A 19,653-nucleotide genomic window follows, 5' to 3' on the forward strand; every position below is an offset into this window, starting at 1 on the left:
GGAGAGGCGGTTTGGACAAGGGTACTGCGGTAGAATTCGCCTTTTGAAGAATGACGCGCCATCGACATTTTTTTCCCATGATGGTGGGTATTCGATATGGCCATCAACAGATTCGAGATGGAACCCGAGATGACGACGATCCTGCAATCGACCAAGGCCTTTGAAACCTGGATGCGGGCGCAATTGGGCGCCGATCTTGTCGAGGCCGATCTCCAAAAGAAATACAAGAAGATGAAGAGCGGCGGTTTCGTCTTCCTGCGCGCCACCTATTGGCGCTGGGCCGAGACCATCTTCGATATGTGTCCCGATCTCGCGAGCGCACCGCAGGTGCTGGCGATCGGCGATACGCATCTGGAGAATTTCGGCACTTGGCGCGATGAAGAGGGGCGGTTGGTCTGGGGTGCCAACGATTTCGACGATGCGGCTGTCATGCCCTATGCGCTGGACCTCGTGCGCCTGGCAACGAGCGCGATCCTTGCACGGGGCACCACAGCGCCAACGCCGCGCGCCATCGCCGAAGCCATCCTCGGTGGTTATCGCCGCGGATTGAACGCGCCGTCACCGGTCATTCTGGAGCGGGATTACAAGTGGCTGCGCAACGACGTCATCCTCTCGAATGCCGAGCGCAAGGAATTCTGGGACAAATATCGCGATCTGCCGCCCCCGGCCAAACCGGTACCCACGCCTTATCTTGACGTGCTGCGGCAATCGCTGCCGGATGAGAAACTTCCGTTTGTCGCTAAGCCGCGCACGGCCGGCACCGGCAGCCTCGGCCGCCCACGCTTTATCGCTGATGTCGAATGGCGCGGCGGGCCGGTTCTCCGCGAGGTCAAGGCACTTGCCCAATCCGCCTGGTCGCTTCGACACAACCCATCGGACACGACGATCCATACGGCGGTCATTGCCTCCGGCCGCGCCCGCTCTCCCGATCCGCGCTATCAGGTGGTCGACAAGCTGCTGGTCCGTCGCCTCTCGCCGAACAGCCGTAAAATCGAGGTCGAGGGTGATGCACAAATCCTGCTGTCGCCGGCCATGCTCGACCTGATGGGCTTCGAGATCGCCAATTGCCATGCCGATGACGCCTCCCGCATTCCGGGGATTTTGGCTGACCTCGACAAGAGGGAGGTGGACTGGCTGAGGAACTCCGCCAAGGCGGCGGCTGTTGCGATCGGCATGGAGCAGGCGGAGTTCGCGGCGAAGGGTTAGACCGGCAAAAACCGGTCAATACCCGGCGGCTTCCAGGATCATATGGGCGATCGTATCGGGATGCGAGATCAGCGCGAGATGGCTGGCCTTCACCTCGATGGTCTTGGCGCCCATGCGTTTTGCCATGAAGCGTTCCAGATCCGGATTGATCGTCCTGTCTTCGGTGGAGACCGCGTACCAGCTCGGCTTGGTGCGCCAGGCGGCTTGGCTGGTCTTGCCGGTCAGCAACGCCGTATGGAAGGGCTGCTGCACGGCATAAAGCACCTCTGCCTTGGCCCTGGGCAGATCGCCGGCGAAATCCCGCAGGAAAGCTTCCTCAGTCAACCGCCCTTCATCGCCGTCGAAGACGATGCCTGCCGATGCCGGAGGCGTCGGATATGTCTTGGCGAGTGCCGTATAGTCTTCGCCTGCATCCGGTGCGCGGGCTGCGACATAGACCAGAGAAGAGACCTTCGGATGCACACCGGCTTCCGTCACGATCATGCCGGAGAAGGAATGGCCAACAAGGACAGTCGGGCCATCCTGGCGATCGAGAACGCGCTGTGCCGATGCGACCGCTTCGGGAAGCGTCGTCAATGGATTTTGTACGGCCGTGCAATTCAGCCCTTTGGCCTGCAGCCGCGCGATGACTTCCGTCCAGCAGGAGCCGTCTGCGAAGAGCCCGTGTACAAGGACGACGTTGCGGGCCTTCGATGGCGCCGGCGTCACCGGGCTTGAGGTTGGGCTGCTGGCGGCCGTGCCGCGTGAGGAGACTAAGGAAGCGGCGGCGCCGGCAATGAGCGCGGTCGAGAAATTCCGTCTGGTCATCATCATCATCGTGATCCTTATGGCGTAGAGGATAAATGGGCGACAGAAAGCCGTCCGCGCCGGATATCGGAGCGGTGAGCTTCTTGCGGGTTTCGTACTTCTGGGAGCGGCATCTGCCCAAACACACCGATCGAATGCGCCCCGTCTTGCATTCCGGCTGGGTATCGAGGCTGCTTTGTGTATGCAAAAGCAAGCCCGTTGAGCATTCTTGTATTCTTAAATGCGATATCAGTCAATAATTGGATGCGTAACGGTTGCGTGATCGAGTATTTGCATGCAAGATGAGGCGGTCGAAGCATCTTTGCATACAAGCGACAAGGGAGAATGAGGAATGACTGATGAATCGGATGATACGATAGAGGATCGCGAGTTGTTGTCCGATCGCATCCGCAACGCGCTAGCGGATGAGATCGCCGCCGGTAAGCTTGAGGCAGGCGCCGCACTGGACGAACAGCAGCTTGCCGATCGCTTCGGCGCCTCGCGTACCCCGGTTCGCGAGGCATTGAGGCAACTGGCAGCGAACGGTCTGGTGGAAATGCGAGCGCGGCGCGGGGTGGTCGTCGCCCGCATGACACCCGAACGCATCATGGACATGTTCGAGACGGTAGCCGAAATCGAGGCAATGTGCGTGAGGCTCGCCACCTATCGCATGACGCCCTTGGAGCGCAGCCACCTGATCGAACTGCACGATTCATCCGAAGCTATCGTGAAAAAAGGCGATTTTGACGCCTATGACACGTTCAACCGTGCGTTCCACGAGGCGATCTATCACGCGACCCACAACAGCTTCCTCGCCGAACAGGCGATCGCGATACACAATCGTCTGATGGCCTTCCGCCGCGCGCAATTGCAACAGGAACAGCGCCTCGATCGATCCAGGGCGGAGCATGAAGCCATTATGCAGGCAATCGCAGAGGGTGACGGGGAACTGGCGTCGCGCCGTATGCGGGCACATATGCTGAATGCGGCGACGACATTGCGGCGCTTCATCGAAGCCAACAAGCTGGCTTAGGCAGCGCCCAGATCAGGCGCGGGCGATGCGCACGATGTGCTGATCCCAGGCGACATCGCTGTGCTCGCCGAGGAAAGCGCCGTCATAGGAGGAAACGGCAAAGCCATGCTGCGCCGGCGCGATGCCGGCTGCATCGGCGATGCTTTCCACCTTCAACACCGCCCCGGTCTTCGCATCGAGCGTCACCGACGTGCCTTGGACCGGTGAGGTGACGCCGACAAGGTTTTCGGCGCGGTTGACGGCGATGGCGCCGACGTAGTTGCCGAGGGCGCGGGTGGTGTCGTCGGGCAAGGAGATGAAGGTCAGGTCCTCTCCCTTGGAGAAATGGCCGACGAGCGGCGGCAGGTCGCTGCGATGGCCTTCATATTGGCAGGCGAACCAGATCCGGCCTTGCGCGTCGATGTCGACATGGCGGGTGGAGACCTGGGCATATTGCGGCGGCAGGGCGTGCTTTTCGATCAGCCGGCCGCTTGCTGCCTCGATCAGCGTCAGCGACGGCTCCATGTGATCGAGGTTGAGCTTGGTTCGGCCGAAATCAGGATGGGTCTCGATGCCGCCATTGGCGACGATCAACAGCCTCCCGTCGTCGGAAACGGTCATGTCATGCGGGCCGGTGCCGTAGGTTTCGTATTCGCCGATGCGCGCGAAGCGATTGCGGGCGTCGTAGATGCCGATCATGCCCCTGTTGTTGTCGAAGTCGTTCTCGCTGGCGTAAAGCAGCTTTCCGTCAGGGGAAAACGTGCCATGACCATAGAAATGCCGGCCCTCGTGCGCAGTGATGACGATTGGCTCTCCCTTGTTCCAGGGATCGAAGATCATCGCATAAGTGCCGGGGCGGCGGGCGAAGGCGACGGTCTTGCCGGTTGCCTTCGAAAAGGCCATGCCGTGGGCACGGGCCGGCAGCGCCACCTGATCGAGGATCTGGCCGCGCTCGGTGACCGTCGCCACGGCGAAGGAACCGTCTGACGTACGGATGCCGGAGGCATAGACCGCGTCAGCCTGTTCCAGCGCCATCAGCGCACCCGGTTTCAAGGCAGCCAGGAAAGTCAGCCCCGCCGCTTTCACGAAGGCCCTGCGGTCGATCAGCGCGCTGCGCATGCCATCAATCCCCGTCAGCGAAGGAGAAACCGGCGGAAAGGCCAATCGCGCCGCCGTAATTGTCGCTGAAAGCGGTGGTGAGGTCGCGGCTGACATTCAGCAGCTTGTCGATCTTAGCGCGCTCGGTATCGTTTCCGAGCGCTGCTTCGATATCGGGATTGACCGTCGGCGCGGTCAGGGTCAGTTCCTTCAGCAGACCGTCGATCTTGTCGGCGATATCGCGCTTGTCGGCGGGCAGAAGGTTGGCCATGCTGGCTTTTTCCCAGAGCGTTTTCAGCCCTTCGAGATTGCCGGACAGCGAGGCCCAGGTGTCGCCGGAACGCCAATAGATCGCCATTTTCGGCCGCGCCGTAGCGGGATCGCCCTTGTAGAAGGTCTCGAGCCGCTGATCCCTGACATTTCCCGCACCGTGCACGAGGATGCCGAGCAGTGCCGTCACAGCTTCCTTGTTGTCCATGAAGTCGTCGCTGGTCTTGCCGGGATTCTTCCAGGACTTCTGCACGCCGTTCGGGTCGTCCCACTCGTCGGCGATATCCTTGGCCGTGTTTTCGATATTGCCGGCGACGGCCGCGCCATAGCGGCAGCGAAAACCTTGCTTTTCGGTGCTGAGAACAATGGAGCCGTTGCCATAGAGCACATATTCCAGCGCCGTCAGGCTCATCAGCGCCACGCTCTTGCCGGCGACCGCCTCGACCGTAGTGTCCTGCTCATCGGCCTTGGCGATCAGCGCCTGCACTTGCCGAAGGCCGACGCCCTTGCGATCGGGATAGAAGAGGATGTGTTCGAAACGGTTCTTTTCGAGGACCGGCCCGGTCTGCACGATCTCGATGCGCGACCAGCTTTTGACCGTGTCGCCGAAGGCGGATTGCGCGCTGGCGAGGCTTGCGGCGGAAGGATCGGCGCAGAGTGCTTTCATCGCCGTGGTCAGCTTCGAGGCGCTGTCATGCACGGCCCGGTATCCGGGGCGGATGACGTCATCGATAGCCTTCTGCAGTACTGCCGGCACGGCTGACTCGTTCAGCCCGGCGCCATTCGCCGTCGCGTCCTGGGCGCTGGCGGGCAGTGCCGCAAGGCTGAGGAAAAGGCCGGCCGCGAAAGGCTTCCAATAGCGCATCAGAGGGACTCCAGAAAATTGATAAGCGCTTGCCTGTCGCTCTGCGGCAGGTTTGCGAACGTATTGCGGGCCTTTTCTGCCTCTCCTCCATGCCAGAGGATGGCTTCGGTGAGTGTGCGGGCGCGGCCGTCATGCAGGTAGGCTTGCTGGCCGCTGACCGTTTGCGTCAGGCCTATACCCCAGAGTGGCGGTGTGCGCCAATCGCGTCCGGATGCCACACCGACCTGCTGGCCATCGGAAAGCCCGTCGCCCATGTCGTGTAGCAGGAAATCGGTATAGGGCCAGATGAGCTGGAAGGCCTGCGCCGTAGGCTTGCCGTCGCTGCCCTTGAGATCGTCACGGGTGACGAATTTCGGCGTATGACAGGCGGCGCAGCCGGATTGATAAAAGAGTTGCTTGCCGTGCAGCACGTCGGGAAAGCTTGCCTTGCGGCGCGCGGGCACGGCGAGGTTCTCGGAATAGAAGGTGACGAGATCGAGGATCGGCCCCGGTGCTTCCGTATCGCCGAGACGCTTTTGCACACCGGTCGGCATGGCAAGGCAATGGGCTTCCTTAGCCGTGCAGTCGCCGTGGGCGTTCGGCTGGTCGGGCGTGGAAATGCCGATATCGTTGAGGAAGGCGTCCGCCACCTGATCATGCACGCTAGCATTTTGCGCCCTCCAGCCGAAGCGGCCGAGCACGAGCTGGCCGGTGCGGTGGTCGCGGACCACAGCGGCGCGGCCGCGAATGCCGTTGCCATCTTTATCCTCGGGATCGGCATGCGCGAGGATATCCGTATCGGGAATGGCTTCGATCAGGCCGAGACCGATCATCGCGGGGGCAACACGCGGTGAGATCGTCGTTGTCTCGCCGAGCGGACCGTAGGCGAGGCTGGTCACGGCATAATGCGGCTTGCGCAGCGAAACGGTTTCGCCGCCCGCCAGTGTCACCATTTCCTCGGTATAGGTGACGGCCACCTTCCCCTCTGCGGCGAGGCCGGGCACGGCGAGGTCCTGCAACTGCGCGCCATAGGTCGAATCCGGAAAGTTCAGCGCCTTGAAATCCTTCAGGGCCTGTTCCTCTTCCGGCGTAATCGCCGGTCGCGCCAGCCGCAGAACCATCGAAGTGGCAGGGGCTCCCGCCGCCTCCGGCGGATGGCCACGGCCATCCCTGACATGACAGCTTTGACAGGAGCGGGCGTTGAACAATGGCCCCAGCCCGTCTGTCGCCTGCGTGGAAGAGGGCGAAGAGACCCAGAGCTGGCGAAACAGCGCATTGCCGAGATGGAAATTCTCTTGACGCTCCAGGCCCAGATTGGCGGAAGGCTGCGAAAAGATGTTGCGGCCGACGGGCGCGATCGAGGTCGTCGCGCCGCTCTCCATCGCCTCATAGGGCTCGGCCTTGGAAAAATCCGCGGTCGGACGGGTGACGTCCTGAACCCTCTTCAGGGTGTCGGCCGAGAGATCGGTGCGGACGGTCGGGAAATTCAGAACATCGGCTGCCGCCAGCGTGACGGCAAAAGCCAGAAAGCCCGCTGCGAGAGCGGGCAAGAATGCGCTGACAACCGGAATGCGGATCATCTGGATCAGAGCGGCAGCATCATCGGATGCCGCCGCCCTCCTTTATTACTTCTTGAAGACGGCGTTAGGATTATCCAGGCTGTCCGAGCCTTCAAGCTTGATCGTGCCGAGATCGAGGTCGGCGACGACGCGCTGGATGCTCTTCGTCTGATCGAGTAGGCCGTCGATCGCCTTCTGGACGGTGGCGTTGCCGACGGTGTTGCCTTCGGCGATCATCTGGTCGTACTTCTCGACCGTCTCGCCGCGATGAACCATGGCCTTCATGGCATCGAGCGTCGCGTTCAGTTTGCCTTCCATCTCCTTGTCCAGCGCCTTGTCCTTGGCGGCGACGAGATCGTGCAGCGACGGACCCTTCATCTTGGTGCCGTCGACGCGCGTGTAATTGCCGTTATAGGCCGCAGCGATGCCGATGGCGGCATTGTTGTGGGAGTTGTAGGTGTTGTCGGAGAAGCAATCATGCTCTTGCTCGGGATCGTGCAGCAGCAGGCCGAGCTTCATGCGCTCGCCGGCGAGTTCGCCATAGGAGAGCGAGCCCATGCCGGTCAGGATGGCGGCGAGGCCAGCCTTCGGATCGGCTTCGATATGCTTGGTGGCTTCACCATCCGGCGCCCAGTCATTGGTCATTTCCTGCATGGCGGAGACGAGCAGGGTCGAGGCCGATTTCAGATATTCGGCGCGGCGGTCGCAATTGCCGTGCGTGCAATTCTTCAGGTCGTAGTCGGTGGCGGGACGTTCGCCGGCACCCGGACCGGTGCCGTGCAGATCCTGGCCCCAGAGCAGGAATTCGATGGCATGGTAGCCGGTCGCGACATTGGCTTCGACGCCGCCGGCCTGTTGCAGCGTGCCGGAGAGGAATTCCGGCGTCAGATGCGAAGCGTCGACATCCTTGCCGTTGATCTTGATCGTCTTGTTGGCGATGACATTGGCGACATAAAGCGAGTTCTCATCGCTCTCGGTGCCGTAGGAGGCGTCGACATAGTCGATGAGGCCTTCGTCGAGCGGCCACGAATTCACTGCACCTTCCCAATCGTCGACGATGGGATTGCCGAAACGGTAGACTTCCGTCTGCTCGTAGGGAACGCGCGCCTTGATCCAGGCAGCCTGGGCAGCCTTCAGCGTCTTGTCGCTGGGATTGGCAAGCAATGCGTCGATCGCCTTGTCCAGCGCCTGCGCCGTGGTCAGCGCGTCCTGATACTTGGCATGGCCCACTTCGGCGTAATGCTTGATGATGGCGGCCGGCTCGGGCGCGGCCGCAAGCGCCGGAAGGATGGACATGGCGGTCGAGGCGACGGCCAGCGCCAGGGCGGCGCCAAAATTGATTTTCAGTTTCATGATCCTCTCCTGTGACGGCGGGGGCGCCGCCAGAAACTTGGCAAATTGTCTCATGTATTAAAAACAAACTGGTGTCAAACACTCTAGTTTGGAATGATTATAAAGCGGGAAATTATCGGTTTCAGTATCGGGAAAGGAGTGGATTCGCTGGAAAAAGCGGCTGATGTCGCACAATCTCGTTCCGCCCGCGCGAAAGCACTCGCCGCGGGCAGAGTGAGCTCAGCCTATCCCTTCCGGTGCAGCCGGCAGAAGAAGAAGCCGTCGGTATCGGTCGATGCCGGAGTCAGGGTGATGGTCTTGCCGTCCGATGAGCGCGGCTTCGGCGCATCGCCGCCGAACAGCTTCTCCCAGGAACTCAGCGCTTCGACCACTTCGAAGTCCGGATTGTTGGCTGCAAAGCGGTTGACCTGCGTTTCATTTTCTTCCGGCAGGACCGAGCAGGTGACATAGAGCAGCATGCCGCCGGGGCGCACGAATTCGCCAGCCTGAGCCAGCGCTTCCTGCTGCTGGCTGGTGCGCTCGTCGAGGTTCTTTTGCGTCAGCCGCCATTTCGTATCGGGGCGGCGGCGCCACGTGCCGGTGCCGGTGCAGGGCGCATCGACCAGCACCTTGTCGAATCTGCCGCGCAGCGGAAGCAGGCCGTTTCTTTCGTCATGAACCTGAACATTGCGCGTGCCGGCGCGCTTCAAGCGCTCGATGATCGGCGCCAGCCGCCGCCGATCGGAATCATAGGCATGGACCTGGCCCTTATTGTGCATTGCTGCCGACATGGCGAGCGTCTTGCCGCCGCCGCCGGCGCAATAGTCGAGCACCTGGTCGCCTTCTTCAGGCAAAACGAGATCGGCAACGATCTGCGATCCTTCATCCTGCACCTCGAACCAGCCCTTTTGGAAAGAAAGTTCGGCGGTAACATTCGGCAGGCGTGATGCGCCTTCGCCGGCAGGAATGCGGATGCCGTAACGGGCGATCTTCGAAGCATGGGCTCCTGCGCGTTCCAGTGCCTTCACGGCCTTGTCGCGGCTGGCCTTCAGCGCGTTGGCGCGCAGATCGAGCGTCGGCCGCTCGGCCAAGGCCTGCGCTTCTGCAAGCCAGCTATCGCCGAATGCCTGTTGAAAGGAATGCTCTACCCATTCCGGAATGTCGCCCTGGATATGGCGAGGCGCATCCTCGATCTTGCGTGTGGCAAAGGCTGCCAGCGCCTCGGCGCTTGGCGGCTCGGGCGCAAATTTGTCGCCTTCAAATTCGGCGGCCAGCTTTTCGGGCGTTAAGCCCCATTGGCGAAAGAGCACGGCATGGGCAAGAGCGGAAGGGCTGTCGTCACCCATCAGCCAAGCATGGGATAGCCGCATGCGCAGAGCGTCGTAGACGATATTGCCGATTGCGGCGCGGTCGCCGGAGCCGGCGAAGCGATGGGCCAGTCCCCAATCCTTCAGGGCATCAGCCACCGGTCGCTTGCGCGCTTCGATATCGGCAAGAACTTCGATGGCCCCCTGCAGCCGGCCGCCCAGACGCATTTACTATTCTCCTGCTTGCGCATGGTCCGAAATCACGTGGGTTGCCGGAAAGGCTCATGCGCCCACTAAAGTGTCACTGACACCTCATCAATCCGCACGAAATAAGCACGTGGCGGCAGATTATTGAGACGTCTCAACCGCGTGGTAGCCGCGATTGACGGAGAGAGCAAGCGTCAGGCCGAAACGCCGGGGTCGTTCCCAGCAAATCCGCCGGTTATTTCGAGGCGACGACGTCGTAACAAACACTCGCCGTGCCGGAGGCAACCATGCCGATACCCTGCGCTGCAGCACGGGAGAGATCGAGCACGCGTCCGCGAATGAAAGGTCCGCGATCGTTGATGCGAACGACAACGCTGCGGCCGTTGTGGCGGTTGGTCACCTTCAGGCGTGTGCCAAAGGCAAGCGAGCGATGAGCGGCAGTAAAATTGCCTGAACTCATGCGTTCCCCGGAAGCAGTCTTGGAGCTTCCCCCGTACCATGATGCGCCCCCGCATCCCGATGCTGCAAATGCATCCGTCGAGAGGATAGCAAAAGCAGCGGATATAGTTGCGACGATCGCAACAGAGCGATTGATTTTCTTCAAACCGATTTTCCCTCAAACAATTGAACTTACGCCTGGTGAGCGGCGGGGGCTTAAATCGGGCGAAAAATGGCAAAAAAGTGCCTGCTAATATCACGGAATGTTACAGCCTGTAACATTCGTGATTTATGACAATAAATATCGAGTATCTCTAAAACTAAGATTTGATGGAAAAAACACAATAAATTCAGTTAAAAACCGAACGAATTTTCTCAAATCGATGTTGCAATGCAGAAGATCACGAAATTTGAAAAAATAATTTTCTGACTTCGCCTTATTTGCTGCCGCATTTGTGCAATTTCAGAGACCATTAACCATAAATGTGGAGCAAATTGAACTAACCAATATGGGTTAGTAGGAATTTTCGTGCGATTTTTGGGGAGATAATCTCGCGTTCGTTTAGCCGCGCCAACGGCCAGAGGACCACAGTTGGGCGAGCGACATGCGGTAGTCAGGATAGCGGAACGGGAAGCCCAGCGCGCGCAGTTTTGCGTTCGAAACACGCTTGTTCTCACCATAGAACGAACGCGCCATCGGCGTTAGCTCCGCCGTTTCGAAAGCCTGTTCCGGCGGTGGCTCGATCCCCATGAGACGGGCCGCCTCGACGATGACGTCCTGCGGCGGACCGGGTTCGTTGTCGGTGACATTATAGATGCCGCCCAGCTTACGCTCGGAGAGGAACTTGGCGCAGGCGCCGATGTCCTCGACGCGGATGCGGTTGAACACTTGGTTCGCCTTGATCAGCCGCCGTGCCGTTCCCTTTTCCAGATTGCAGAAAGTGTTACGGCCCGGACCATAGATGCCGGCAAGCCGGAGCACGGCAACCGGAATGCCGAGCCTGATGCCGACGCGGTGCCAGCCATCCTCTGCCTCGACGCGTTCGACCGAGCGGTCGGAAACCGGATGCAGCGGTGTTTCCTCGCTGACCCATGCGCCCTTGTGGTCGCCATATACGCCGACGGTGGAAAGGTAGCAAACCCATTCGAGCTTCGGCATGAGCGCGCGGATATTCATATGCGCCAGCCGCAGCAGCGGATCACCCGCCTTGCCGGGCGCGATCGACTGGACGAGATGCGAGGCGGATTTCATCGTCTCGCTCAATGCGGGATCGAACGTCTCGCCGTCGAAGAGGAAAGCTTCGATGCCCTCCTGACCAAGAGGACCGGTCTTGTCGGGCGAACGGGTCGTGCCGGTGATCCGAACGCCCGGGCCGGCGAAGGCCTTTGCGATAGCCGTTCCCGAATAGCCGCAGCCGAAAATCATCACATGCATCACGCAACTCCCGCCATTGTCCATTCCGCGCGCACATCCGCGTCCGGTTCGTCACTTCTTTCTGCCGCAAAAGTGCGGAACTCGCCAGCCATCATCAACCGCGACAATGCCCAGACGGCCATGCCGCGCACCACGGCCGAGGGATCGCCTGCCAGACCGCGGCATGCCGGGATTAAGCCGCGCTCCCCGGAATTGCCGGCGGCGATCAGCACATTGCGAATGAAGCGATCACGGCCGATGCGTTTGACCGGCGAACCGCTGAAGAAGGTGCGAAAGGCGGCATCGTCGAGATCGAGCAGAAAGGCGATCGATGGTTCCTTGAGGTCATCGCGGGCGATCAGCTTCATCTCCGCGGCAGCGTTTGCGAATTTATTCCAGGGACAGGCGGCGAGACAGTCGTCGCAGCCATAGATGCGATTGCCGATCAGCGGCCGAAGCTGCGGATCGATCGGCCCCTTGTGTTCGATGGTCAGATAGGAAATGCAGCGGCGCGCGTCGAGCTGGTAGGGGGCCGGGAAAGCCGCTGTCGGGCAGACGTCGAGACAGGCGCGGCAGGAGCCGCAATGATCGATCTCCGCCTGATCCGGTTCGAGATCGGCCGTGGTGAACATCGAGCCGAGAAACAGCCAGGAACCGTGCGTGCGGCTGACGAGATTGGTGTGCTTGCCTTGCCAGCCAAGGCCGGCTGCGGCCGCCAGCGGTTTTTCCATGACCGGCGCCGTGTCGACGAAGACCTTGACGTCTTCCTGCGATCGCGCCGCGAAGCGGGTGGCGATCTCCTTCAGCCGCCCCTTGATGATGTCGTGATAGTCGCGATTGCGGGCATAGACGGAGATGGCCGCCTTGTCGGGTTTCTCCAGAATGCCGCGCGGGTCTTCCTCGGGGCCGTAGTTGAGGCCGAAGACGGCGATGGAGCGGACATCCCCCCAGAGCACGTTGGGATCGCCGCGGCGTTCGCGCGTCTCCTCCATCCACGCCATGGTGCCGTGGTAGCCTTGTTCCAGGAATTGATTGAGCCTGATCCCTGCCTCGGGAATGGCGTCTGGCCGAGTGATGCGGCAGAGATCGAAACCCTGCGTCCGCGCTTCGTCGCGAAGAAAGGCGGTCAGCGTACGCCGTCGCTTGCTTTCTTTTTCTGTGGCACGGTCTTCGGGCATATCCAGCCCTCGTCAGAAATCCAGATCGGCGTAGTGCGATACGGGTGTGATGCCGCGCACGCGTTCCGCCAAGATCGGCCGGAAAGACGGGCGCGATTTCAGCCGCTGATACCACTCCTTGGCAACGGGCGATTCCACCCAATCGATCTCGCCGAGATAATCGAGGACGGAAATCGAAGCGGCGGCCGCGAGATCCGCATAGCTCAGCCGGTCGCCGGCGAGCCATTGGCGGGAACCCGCGAGCCAGGAGAGATACTTCATGTGCTGGCGGATATTGCCCCGAGCCATGCGCATCACCTTGGAGTCAGGAGCGCCGCCGCCCTGATCGGCGGTCATCTGCAGCTTGTATACGCGTTCGCGCACCAAAGGCCGCGTCACGTCCTGTTCCATCTTCTGCATGAACCATTCCGCCAGCCGGCGTATTTCGGCGCGCTGGAACGGGTCTTCGGCAAGAAGCCGGCGATCTCGCTTCAAAACGCCATGCGTCTCGTCGAGATATTCGGAGATCACGGTCGCGCCGCAGAGCGCACGCATGCTGTCATCAACATAGACGGGCAGCGTGCCGGCCGGATTGAGCGCCAGAAAATCGCGCCGTTTTTCCCACGTCTGTTCCTCGATCAACTCCGTCTGATAACCGTATTCGGTCAGGATCAGACGGACGAACCGTGACGGAGATGACATGGAGTGATGATACAGCGTCGGCATTGATACTCGGGCTTTTGCAGTTGATGCTTATAAGAGTCTCGGGCCACGATTTGCGGCCCTAGTCATACGTCATCGGTTGAAGCTATAGGAGTTTGGCCTAGCTATTACAAGCGAATCGGGCCACCCCGGCCTTTGACAAAGGACACAATATGGCTGAACAAATTGTTATCGCGTTGTTTTTGGGCCTCGTGGAAGGCCTGACGGAGTTCATTCCGGTATCCTCCACGGGACATTTGATATTGATCGGACATTTCCTCGGTTTTGATGAAGCTGCCACTTTCGACGTTCTGATCCAGCTCGGTGCAATCCTCGCCATCTTGCTTGTCTATTTCAATCGCCTCGTTCAAATCGCAAAGGCGCTGCCGGTCAGCGTCAAGGCCCGTCATTTCGTGCTCGCGGTCCTCTTCGGCTTCCTGCCGGCTGCCGTCATCGGCGCGATCGCGCATGATTTCATCAAGACGGTGCTGTTCGATTCGCCGAAGGTTATCTGCATCTCGCTGATTCTCGGCGGCATCGTCCTCCTGGTTATCGACAGGATCCCGTTCAAGCCGAAATATACCAGCGCCTATGACTTCTCTTGGCCGATGGCAGTCAAGATCGGCTTCTTCCAATGTCTGGCAATGATCCCTGGAACGTCGCGTTCGGGTTCCACCATTGTTGGTGCCCTGCTTCTCGGTGCCGACAAGCGTTCGGCCGCGGAATTCTCTTTCTTCCTTGCCATGCCGACCATGGCCGGCGCCTTCGCGCTGGATTTGTGGAAAAGCCGCCACGACCTCAGCATGGATCAGGGCCTGCTGATCGTCATCGGCTTCTTCACCGCTTTCATATCGGCATTGTTCGTGGTCCGGGCACTGCTCGATTTCGTCTCGCGCCGCGGCTACGCGCCCTTCGCTTGGTGGCGCATTGGCGTCGGCGTTCTCGGCCTGATCGGACTTTATACGGTCGGCTGAGGCGGATCGCCTAAGTTGAGATCTTGAGAAAACGAAGGCCGGTGAGAACCGGCCTTTTTCATGCTCGATTAGTTCGAGGATGAAGGCTCGATGGACCCTGTCGTGCAGGGGTCGACGCCATAGGTCGGGGCGCATTCACCCTTGACCGAAGCGATGCTTCCGCGGGCTACGAATGAGCCTGCCAGAATCACCAGTGCCGCGCACGCAAACAAAAGCGCGATAGACTTACCCATCGAAGAATGCCTTTCCGCAGAAGTGAAGCGCGCCACGCATTGTGCCTTGCCGGGCTCGGCGACGCGCGGTTGTGTTAGTCAGTGAAATGATGAATAGCAATAAAGGTTCATGTTAAATTTGACGTTAATGCTACTATTTTCGGTGTGCGTCTTTTGAGCAACGCCAAGCTGTGAATCAAGACGGTAAAAGCGGCTCATTGGTGCCGGAAACGCGATCAGACGAAACAAAAACGCCGCCTGGAGGAACCAGGCGGCGCTTCGATTTTTCGAATCGGTAAAGCGTCACGCAGCCTTGCCGGAGCCGGTGAACTGACCCTGCGGGCGATAGCGCACCAAATAGGACGGCAGCACGGAGACAAGCAGGGTCGGCATGAGGCCGATACCCTTCAGGGTCCGGCCTTCCGCTTCGGCTTCCTTGGAGACGACGTTGTCGTGCTTCAGCAGGCGAACCTGATCGGCAGTGATCGGCGGCGTGATGAGCGGCACCCATGAAGCGATGTTGCCGATGAGGGAGGCAAGGCCGAACGGCAGAGAGACAAGTGACTTCTTGCGATTGATGACGGCAAGCGTCGTCTCGAGACATTCGCGGAAAGAAAGCACCTCCGGGCCACCAAGCTCATAGATCGTGCCGGCCTTGAGCTTGCCGTCGACGCCGCGGGCGACTGCCTCGGCGACATCCTCGACATAAACCGGCTGGAACTTCGTCAGGCCGCCGCCAATCAGCGGCAGGAAGGGCGCGGTGCGCGACATATCGGCGAATTTGTTGAAGAAGCCGTCTTCCGGACCGAAGACAATCGACGGCCGCAGGATGACGGCATCCGGCTTGATCGACAGGATGGCGGCTTCGGCGCGGGCCTTGGTGCGGGCATAGGCGGAAGCCGAATTGGCGTTGGCGCCGATGGCGGAAATATGCGTCAGCGAAGCGCCGACGCCGCGTGCGGCTTCCGCGATGGCCTTGGCGCCGAATTCCTGCACCGCATCGAATGTATTGCGGCCGCTTTCGGTGAGAATGCCGACGCAATTGACCACATGCTGCGCACCTTCGACGGCGCGATCGATCGAGTTGCGATAGCGCAGGTTCGCCTGGACGATCGAGATCTGGCCGAGATTGCCCTGCGGCTGCAGGTAACCGGCAAGATCAGGCCGGCGCACGGCGACGCGGATACGATAGCCGCGCTTAGCGAGTACGCGGACGACATGCCGCCCAATGAAGCCCGATCCCCCGAACACGGTCACGAGCGGCGGAAGGTTGGACAGGGTCATGGCAGGCTCCTCGAAAGGCTTAGAATAGGGCTGATGTGGCTTCGTCTTAACCGATCCGAGGGCCGAGGTGAAGTACTATCGCGCCGCATGTTCGGGCCACTTTTTTGGAAGCCTTAGACGCCTTCGACGACCACCATTTCGGCATCCGCCACTTCATGACGGATCTTGGCCGCGATCTGGTATTCCGGTGAATTATAGCACTCTACGGCATGCTGCAGCGATGGGAATTCGATAACGACATTGCGGCCGCGCGCCTGGCCTTCCAGTGGCGTGAAAGCACCGCCGCGGGCGAGGAAAACCGCCCCGTATTTTTCGAAAGCCGGCTTGGCGGCGGCAACATAATCCTTGTAGCGCTCGGGATCGCGAACATCCACGCGTGCGATCCAATATCCCTTTGCCATGTCCGGTCTCCCTGTTTCCTAAAATTTAGATCGCGGCGTCCATTTCCGCGAGGATGGCGCGGGCGGCTTCCTTCGGATCGGCGGCCTTGACGATCGGCCGGGCGACGACGAGGTGGCTCGATCCGGCCTTGATGGCCTCAGTCGGCGTCATCACACGCTTCTGGTCGCCCTTGTCGCTGCCGGTCGGGCGAATGCCCGGGGTCACCAGCGCCATGTCCGGGCCGATAATTTTGCGAACGGCGGCGGATTCTTCAGCCGAGCATACGATGCCGCCCATGCCGGCGAGCAGCGCCTGTTCGGCGCGGCGCAGCACCAGCGTATGCGGGTCGTATTCGTATCCGGCGGCGATCAGGTCCTCTTCATCCATCGAGGTCAGCACGGTGACGCCGAGCAGGCAGAGATCGGAACCTTTGGCTGCGGCGACGGCCGCCCGCATCGCCTTCGGATAGGCATGCAGCGTCAGCATCGACATGCCCATCTTGACGATATTCTCGACGCCGGAAGCAACCGTGTTGTCGATATCGAGCAGCTTCATGTCGAGGAAAATCTTCTTGCCATCGGCGGCAAGGTCGCGGGCGAATTCCAGCCCGCCGGCGAAGGCGAGCTGATAGCCGATCTTATAATAGAGAATATCGTCGCCGAGCGCCGTGATGACCTTTTCGGCCTCCTGAAGGTTTGGAACATCCAGTCCAACGATCAAGCGGTCGCGTGCGGTCATCTCAGGTTCACCCCTGCCAATCTTCTATAGGCGTCCAGTCGCATGAGACGGCGCGCTTCGCAAGGTCGAAACAGAAAAGATTGCCGCCGCCCGGTGGCTGATCGCCTTGACGCGCGATCGGCTTGCCCTCGAGGTGGCATTTCAGCAGCGTGCCGACGCCGCCGTGGCCGACGAAAGCGATGGGCACGCTCGGGTCGTGCCGCAACAGAACGGCTTCCACCTCGGAGACGATCCGTGCCTGCGCATCGATCGCACGCTCCCAGCCCTTAAAACTCTCATGTGGATGGGCAAAGAACCAGTCCGCCGCCTTCTCGAATTCCGGTGGGGTCAGAAAGCCCGTGGCGCTGCGGTCATTCTCGTGCGTGGCTTCGATGATCTCGACCGCAGCAGCGCTCGCCGTCGCCAGGATTTCGGCAGTCTCGATTGCCTTTCGCTCGCCGCTGGAAACGATGAGGCCGAGCTTGCTCGCCCATGGGCGCGTTGCCGCAAGTTTGGCGCGCGCCGTGCCGATATCGGAAAGGCCCCATTCCGGAACTGGCACCGAGGGATCAATGCGCACCTGCGGGTGCGTGATATAGAGAGCGAACATCGATTGCATGATCCCATGTTGAAAGGCGCAGTTTCGAAGCCGAGATATGCCCGGTCGAGGGAAGACGGCTCTACGAAAATAGCGTCAGCCCCGCCGATAGACCCAGAGCTGTGCCGGCGGGATGTTGCGGACGATGAAGTCGAAGTGCTGGATATGATAGCGATCCGGCCGGGCGATGATCGGCGAGACCGGCCCGTAGGAGATCTGCACCACGGGACGGCCGGGCGGTATGCGGTCCAGCAGGCTTTCGAGCAGCGCGACGCGCGCCTTCATCGGGAAGTTCAGCAGCGGAATGCCCGAGACGACGGAATCGAATGTCTGGCCGCGCAATACCCCCAGAGTCTTGTCGAGATCGAAGGCATCGCCATTGATGAAATGGACGCCGGGATAAAGACGGACGAGATGATTGTAGAAGTCGGTGGAATATTCGATGGCGACGAGATTTTCCCGCTCGATGCCGCGCGCCAGGATCGCCTTGGTGATCGCGCCCGTTCCCGGGCCGAGTTCCAGCACCGGTAGCCCTGAATGGGTGTTGACGATGCTCGCCATCTTGCGGGCGGTGATCGAGGATGTCGGAACGATGGAACCGACCGTTTTCGGGCCCTGCATCATGCCTTTGAAGAAACGGATTTCTTCGTCGAACTTTTTGCCCAGCCGTTCCTTGAGACGCAGCGCCATGCTCTCCCCCCACCAGATTTTACAGTTGCGAGTTACATATCGCTTATGTCTTATCTTGCAATGCTATGGCGCAATAACAAGAGAAAATGTCGCAAACCTCTACAGGTTCAAATGAAAGCGCCCTCTTTCGTTCCCAAGAACTTACGAGGATGCTTCGGTTTCGCTAGACGCGCATCGGCATCAGGACATAGAGAGCGTCATCGCCGGCCGTGTCGCGGATCAGCGTCGGCGAGCCGGCATCGGCAAGCAGGAAGATCGCGGCATCGCCGGACAATTGCGCGGTGATGTCGAGCAGATATTTGGCGTTGAAGCCGATTTCCATCGCGTCCATGTCGTAGCCCACGGCAACTTCTTCCGTAGCACTTCCGGAGTCGGGATTGTTGACCGTCAACAGGAGCTGACCGTCCGACAACGCCAGCTTCACGGCGCGGCCGCGCTCCGACGAAATGGTCGAGACGCGATCGACGGCCTGGGCGAAGGTCTGGCAATCGACCCGCATTTCCTTGTCGTTGCTGGTCGGGATGACGCGCTGATAATCGGGGAAAGTGCCGTCGATCAGCTTCGAGGTCATAACGATCGATCCGATCGTCAGGCGGATTTTGGCGTCAGACACTTCGACGGTGACGACGACATCGGGGCTGTCGACCAGCTTCTGCAACTCGCCGACCGTTTTGCGCGGAATTATGATGCCTGGCATGCCTTCCGAGCCCGAGGGGGCGTCGACATCGGCGCGGGCAAGACGGTGACCATCCGTGGCCACGGCCCGCAGCTTCAGGTCGCCCTTGCTTTCGATCGTGTGGAAGAAAATGCCGTTCAGATAATAACGGGTCTCTTCGGTGGAGATCGCGAACTGCGTCCGGTCGATCAGCATCTTCAGATCCGACGCCTTCAGCTTGAAGGAATGGCTGAAGCTGCCGGCGGTCAGGTCCGGGAAGTCCGATTCCGGCAGGCACTGCAGCGAGAATTTCGAGCGGCCCGAAGCAACCGTCATCGAGCTGCCATCGGGGTTGGTGGCGAGAAGCACTTCCGAACCGTCCGGCAGCTTGCGCACGATGTCGTAGAGCAGATGCGCCGGCACGGTGGTGGCGCCGGCCTTCTCGACATTGGCGGGCGTCGCTTCGGTGATTTCGAGATCGAGGTCGGTCGCCTTCATGTCGAGGCTCGCGCCGTCGGCCTTGAGCAATACGTTGGACAGGATCGGGATCGTGTTGCGACGCTCGACCACGCGATGCACGTGGTTCAGCGATTTCAGGAGGTTCGACCGCTCAATTGTAATACGCATGATGCTACCGCTTTCGACCGTTACTCCCGGGCAGCCACAGGCGCCCGAAGGATGCATTTTCGGACAAGGCCCGAGATTGGACGGGCAAAATGACAGAACTCAGCATGCGAATGCAAGAGGCATCGGGATATGCTGCACGTCATTTCGGTATTTGGCCGACAATGCTCACAGGATTTGCGCCGC

General features: G+C 60.4%; 20 protein-coding genes. 4 read left to right on the top strand and 16 right to left on the bottom strand.

Going from position 1 to position 19,653, the window contains the following annotated elements; all coding sequences use genetic code 11:
• The first annotated feature begins 129 nt into the window (after positions 1-129).
• Positions 130-1,206 carry a DUF2252 family protein gene (locus tag C9E91_RS02135; protein ID WP_107107029.1) on the top strand — a complete coding sequence of 359 codons (1,077 nt, stop codon included), beginning with the start codon at positions 130-132 and terminating at the stop codon, positions 1,204-1,206.
• 15 nt (positions 1,207-1,221) lie between these two features.
• Here the strand turns inward: C9E91_RS02135 and C9E91_RS02140 are convergent, their stop codons facing one another.
• Complete coding sequence (locus tag C9E91_RS02140) at positions 1,222-2,019, bottom strand: alpha/beta fold hydrolase (protein ID WP_107106727.1); 798 nt, start codon at positions 2,017-2,019, stop codon at positions 1,222-1,224.
• 325 nt (positions 2,020-2,344) lie between these two features.
• Here C9E91_RS02140 and C9E91_RS02145 point away from each other — a divergent pair, with 325 nt between their 5' ends.
• Positions 2,345-3,025 (top strand): GntR family transcriptional regulator, encoded by a 681-nt coding sequence (locus C9E91_RS02145; protein WP_107106728.1) that lies wholly within the window; start codon positions 2,345-2,347, stop codon positions 3,023-3,025.
• Positions 3,026-3,037: 12 nt separating this feature from the next.
• On the opposite strand, the gene C9E91_RS02150 is transcribed toward C9E91_RS02145, so the two are convergent.
• The 6 genes from C9E91_RS02150 to C9E91_RS02175 form a co-directional block, all read right to left on the bottom strand.
• Positions 3,038-4,123: a DUF1513 domain-containing protein gene (locus tag C9E91_RS02150; protein ID WP_107106729.1), complete on the bottom strand. Its 1,086-nt coding sequence runs from the start codon at positions 4,121-4,123 to the stop codon at positions 3,038-3,040.
• A 4-nt stretch (positions 4,124-4,127) separates the two neighbouring features.
• Positions 4,128-5,237 carry an imelysin family protein gene (locus C9E91_RS02155; RefSeq protein ID WP_107106730.1) on the bottom strand — a complete coding sequence of 370 codons (1,110 nt, stop codon included), beginning with the start codon at positions 5,235-5,237 and terminating at the stop codon, positions 4,128-4,130.
• Complete coding sequence (locus C9E91_RS02160) at positions 5,237-6,796, bottom strand: di-heme oxidoreductase family protein (protein ID WP_107106731.1); 1,560 nt, start codon at positions 6,794-6,796, stop codon at positions 5,237-5,239. Before C9E91_RS02160 ends, C9E91_RS02155 begins: the two co-directional genes overlap by 1 nt.
• A 45-nt stretch (positions 6,797-6,841) precedes the next feature.
• On the bottom strand, positions 6,842-8,128 hold the full coding sequence (locus C9E91_RS02165; RefSeq protein ID WP_107106732.1) for an imelysin family protein: 1,287 nt from the start codon (positions 8,126-8,128) through the stop codon (positions 6,842-6,844).
• A 224-nt stretch (positions 8,129-8,352) separates the two neighbouring features.
• Positions 8,353-9,642 carry an RsmB/NOP family class I SAM-dependent RNA methyltransferase gene (locus C9E91_RS02170; protein ID WP_107106733.1) on the bottom strand — a complete coding sequence of 430 codons (1,290 nt, stop codon included), beginning with the start codon at positions 9,640-9,642 and terminating at the stop codon, positions 8,353-8,355.
• Between the two features lie 214 nt (positions 9,643-9,856).
• A complete protein-coding gene (locus C9E91_RS02175; protein ID WP_245407408.1) occupies positions 9,857-10,198 on the bottom strand; it encodes a septal ring lytic transglycosylase RlpA family protein in 342 nt (113 codons plus the stop codon).
• Here C9E91_RS02175 and C9E91_RS19915 point away from each other — a divergent pair.
• On the top strand, positions 10,101-10,313 hold the full coding sequence (locus C9E91_RS19915) for a hypothetical protein (RefSeq protein ID WP_245407412.1): 213 nt from the start codon (positions 10,101-10,103) through the stop codon (positions 10,311-10,313). The two genes, C9E91_RS02175 and C9E91_RS19915, sit on opposite strands and share 98 nt — an antisense overlap.
• A gap of 308 nt (positions 10,314-10,621) precedes the next feature.
• Here C9E91_RS19915 and C9E91_RS02180 read toward each other — a convergent pair whose 3' ends face one another.
• Genes C9E91_RS02180 through C9E91_RS02190 form a run of 3 tightly spaced genes read right to left on the bottom strand, consistent with a single transcriptional unit; the run spans position 10,622 to position 13,356 of the window.
• A complete protein-coding gene (locus tag C9E91_RS02180) occupies positions 10,622-11,494 on the bottom strand; it encodes an SDR family oxidoreductase (protein ID WP_107106735.1) in 873 nt (290 codons plus the stop codon).
• On the bottom strand, positions 11,494-12,651 hold the full coding sequence (gene queG / locus C9E91_RS02185) for a tRNA epoxyqueuosine(34) reductase QueG (protein WP_107106736.1): 1,158 nt from the start codon (positions 12,649-12,651) through the stop codon (positions 11,494-11,496). Before queG ends, C9E91_RS02180 begins: the two co-directional genes overlap by 1 nt.
• A gap of 12 nt (positions 12,652-12,663) precedes the next feature.
• A complete protein-coding gene (locus C9E91_RS02190; protein ID WP_107106737.1) occupies positions 12,664-13,356 on the bottom strand; it encodes a glutathione S-transferase family protein in 693 nt (230 codons plus the stop codon).
• A gap of 149 nt (positions 13,357-13,505) precedes the next feature.
• On the opposite strand from C9E91_RS02190, the gene C9E91_RS02195 reads away from it, so the two are divergent.
• Positions 13,506-14,306 carry an undecaprenyl-diphosphate phosphatase gene (locus C9E91_RS02195; protein WP_107106738.1) on the top strand — a complete coding sequence of 267 codons (801 nt, stop codon included), beginning with the start codon at positions 13,506-13,508 and terminating at the stop codon, positions 14,304-14,306.
• 515 nt (positions 14,307-14,821) lie between these two features.
• On the opposite strand, the gene C9E91_RS02200 is transcribed toward C9E91_RS02195, so the two are convergent.
• The 6 genes from C9E91_RS02200 to dnaN form a co-directional block, all read right to left on the bottom strand.
• Positions 14,822-15,802, bottom strand: a complete 981-nt coding sequence (locus C9E91_RS02200) for a complex I NDUFA9 subunit family protein (protein WP_107106739.1) — start codon at positions 15,800-15,802, stop codon at positions 14,822-14,824.
• Positions 15,803-15,915: 113 nt separating this feature from the next.
• On the bottom strand, positions 15,916-16,203 hold the full coding sequence (locus C9E91_RS02205; RefSeq protein ID WP_107106740.1) for a DUF1330 domain-containing protein: 288 nt from the start codon (positions 16,201-16,203) through the stop codon (positions 15,916-15,918).
• A gap of 25 nt (positions 16,204-16,228) precedes the next feature.
• Positions 16,229-16,921, bottom strand: a complete 693-nt coding sequence (gene pyrF / locus C9E91_RS02210; protein ID WP_107106741.1) for an orotidine-5'-phosphate decarboxylase — start codon at positions 16,919-16,921, stop codon at positions 16,229-16,231.
• 7 nt (positions 16,922-16,928) lie between these two features.
• A complete protein-coding gene (locus C9E91_RS02215; protein ID WP_107107030.1) occupies positions 16,929-17,510 on the bottom strand; it encodes a histidine phosphatase family protein in 582 nt (193 codons plus the stop codon).
• 84 nt (positions 17,511-17,594) lie between these two features.
• The gene (gene pmtA, locus C9E91_RS02220) at positions 17,595-18,188 is read right to left on the bottom strand and encodes a phospholipid N-methyltransferase PmtA (protein WP_107106742.1); all 594 of its coding nucleotides are present in this window, start codon (positions 18,186-18,188) and stop codon (positions 17,595-17,597) included.
• Between the two features lie 163 nt (positions 18,189-18,351).
• Positions 18,352-19,470, bottom strand: a complete 1,119-nt coding sequence (dnaN, locus tag C9E91_RS02225; RefSeq protein ID WP_107106743.1) for a DNA polymerase III subunit beta — start codon at positions 19,468-19,470, stop codon at positions 18,352-18,354.
• Between the last annotated feature and the right edge of the window lie 183 nt (positions 19,471-19,653).

It is taken from the genome of Rhizobium sp. SEMIA4064, from assembly GCF_003025035.1.
Taxonomy (GTDB): domain Bacteria; phylum Pseudomonadota; class Alphaproteobacteria; order Rhizobiales; family Rhizobiaceae; genus Rhizobium; species Rhizobium paranaense.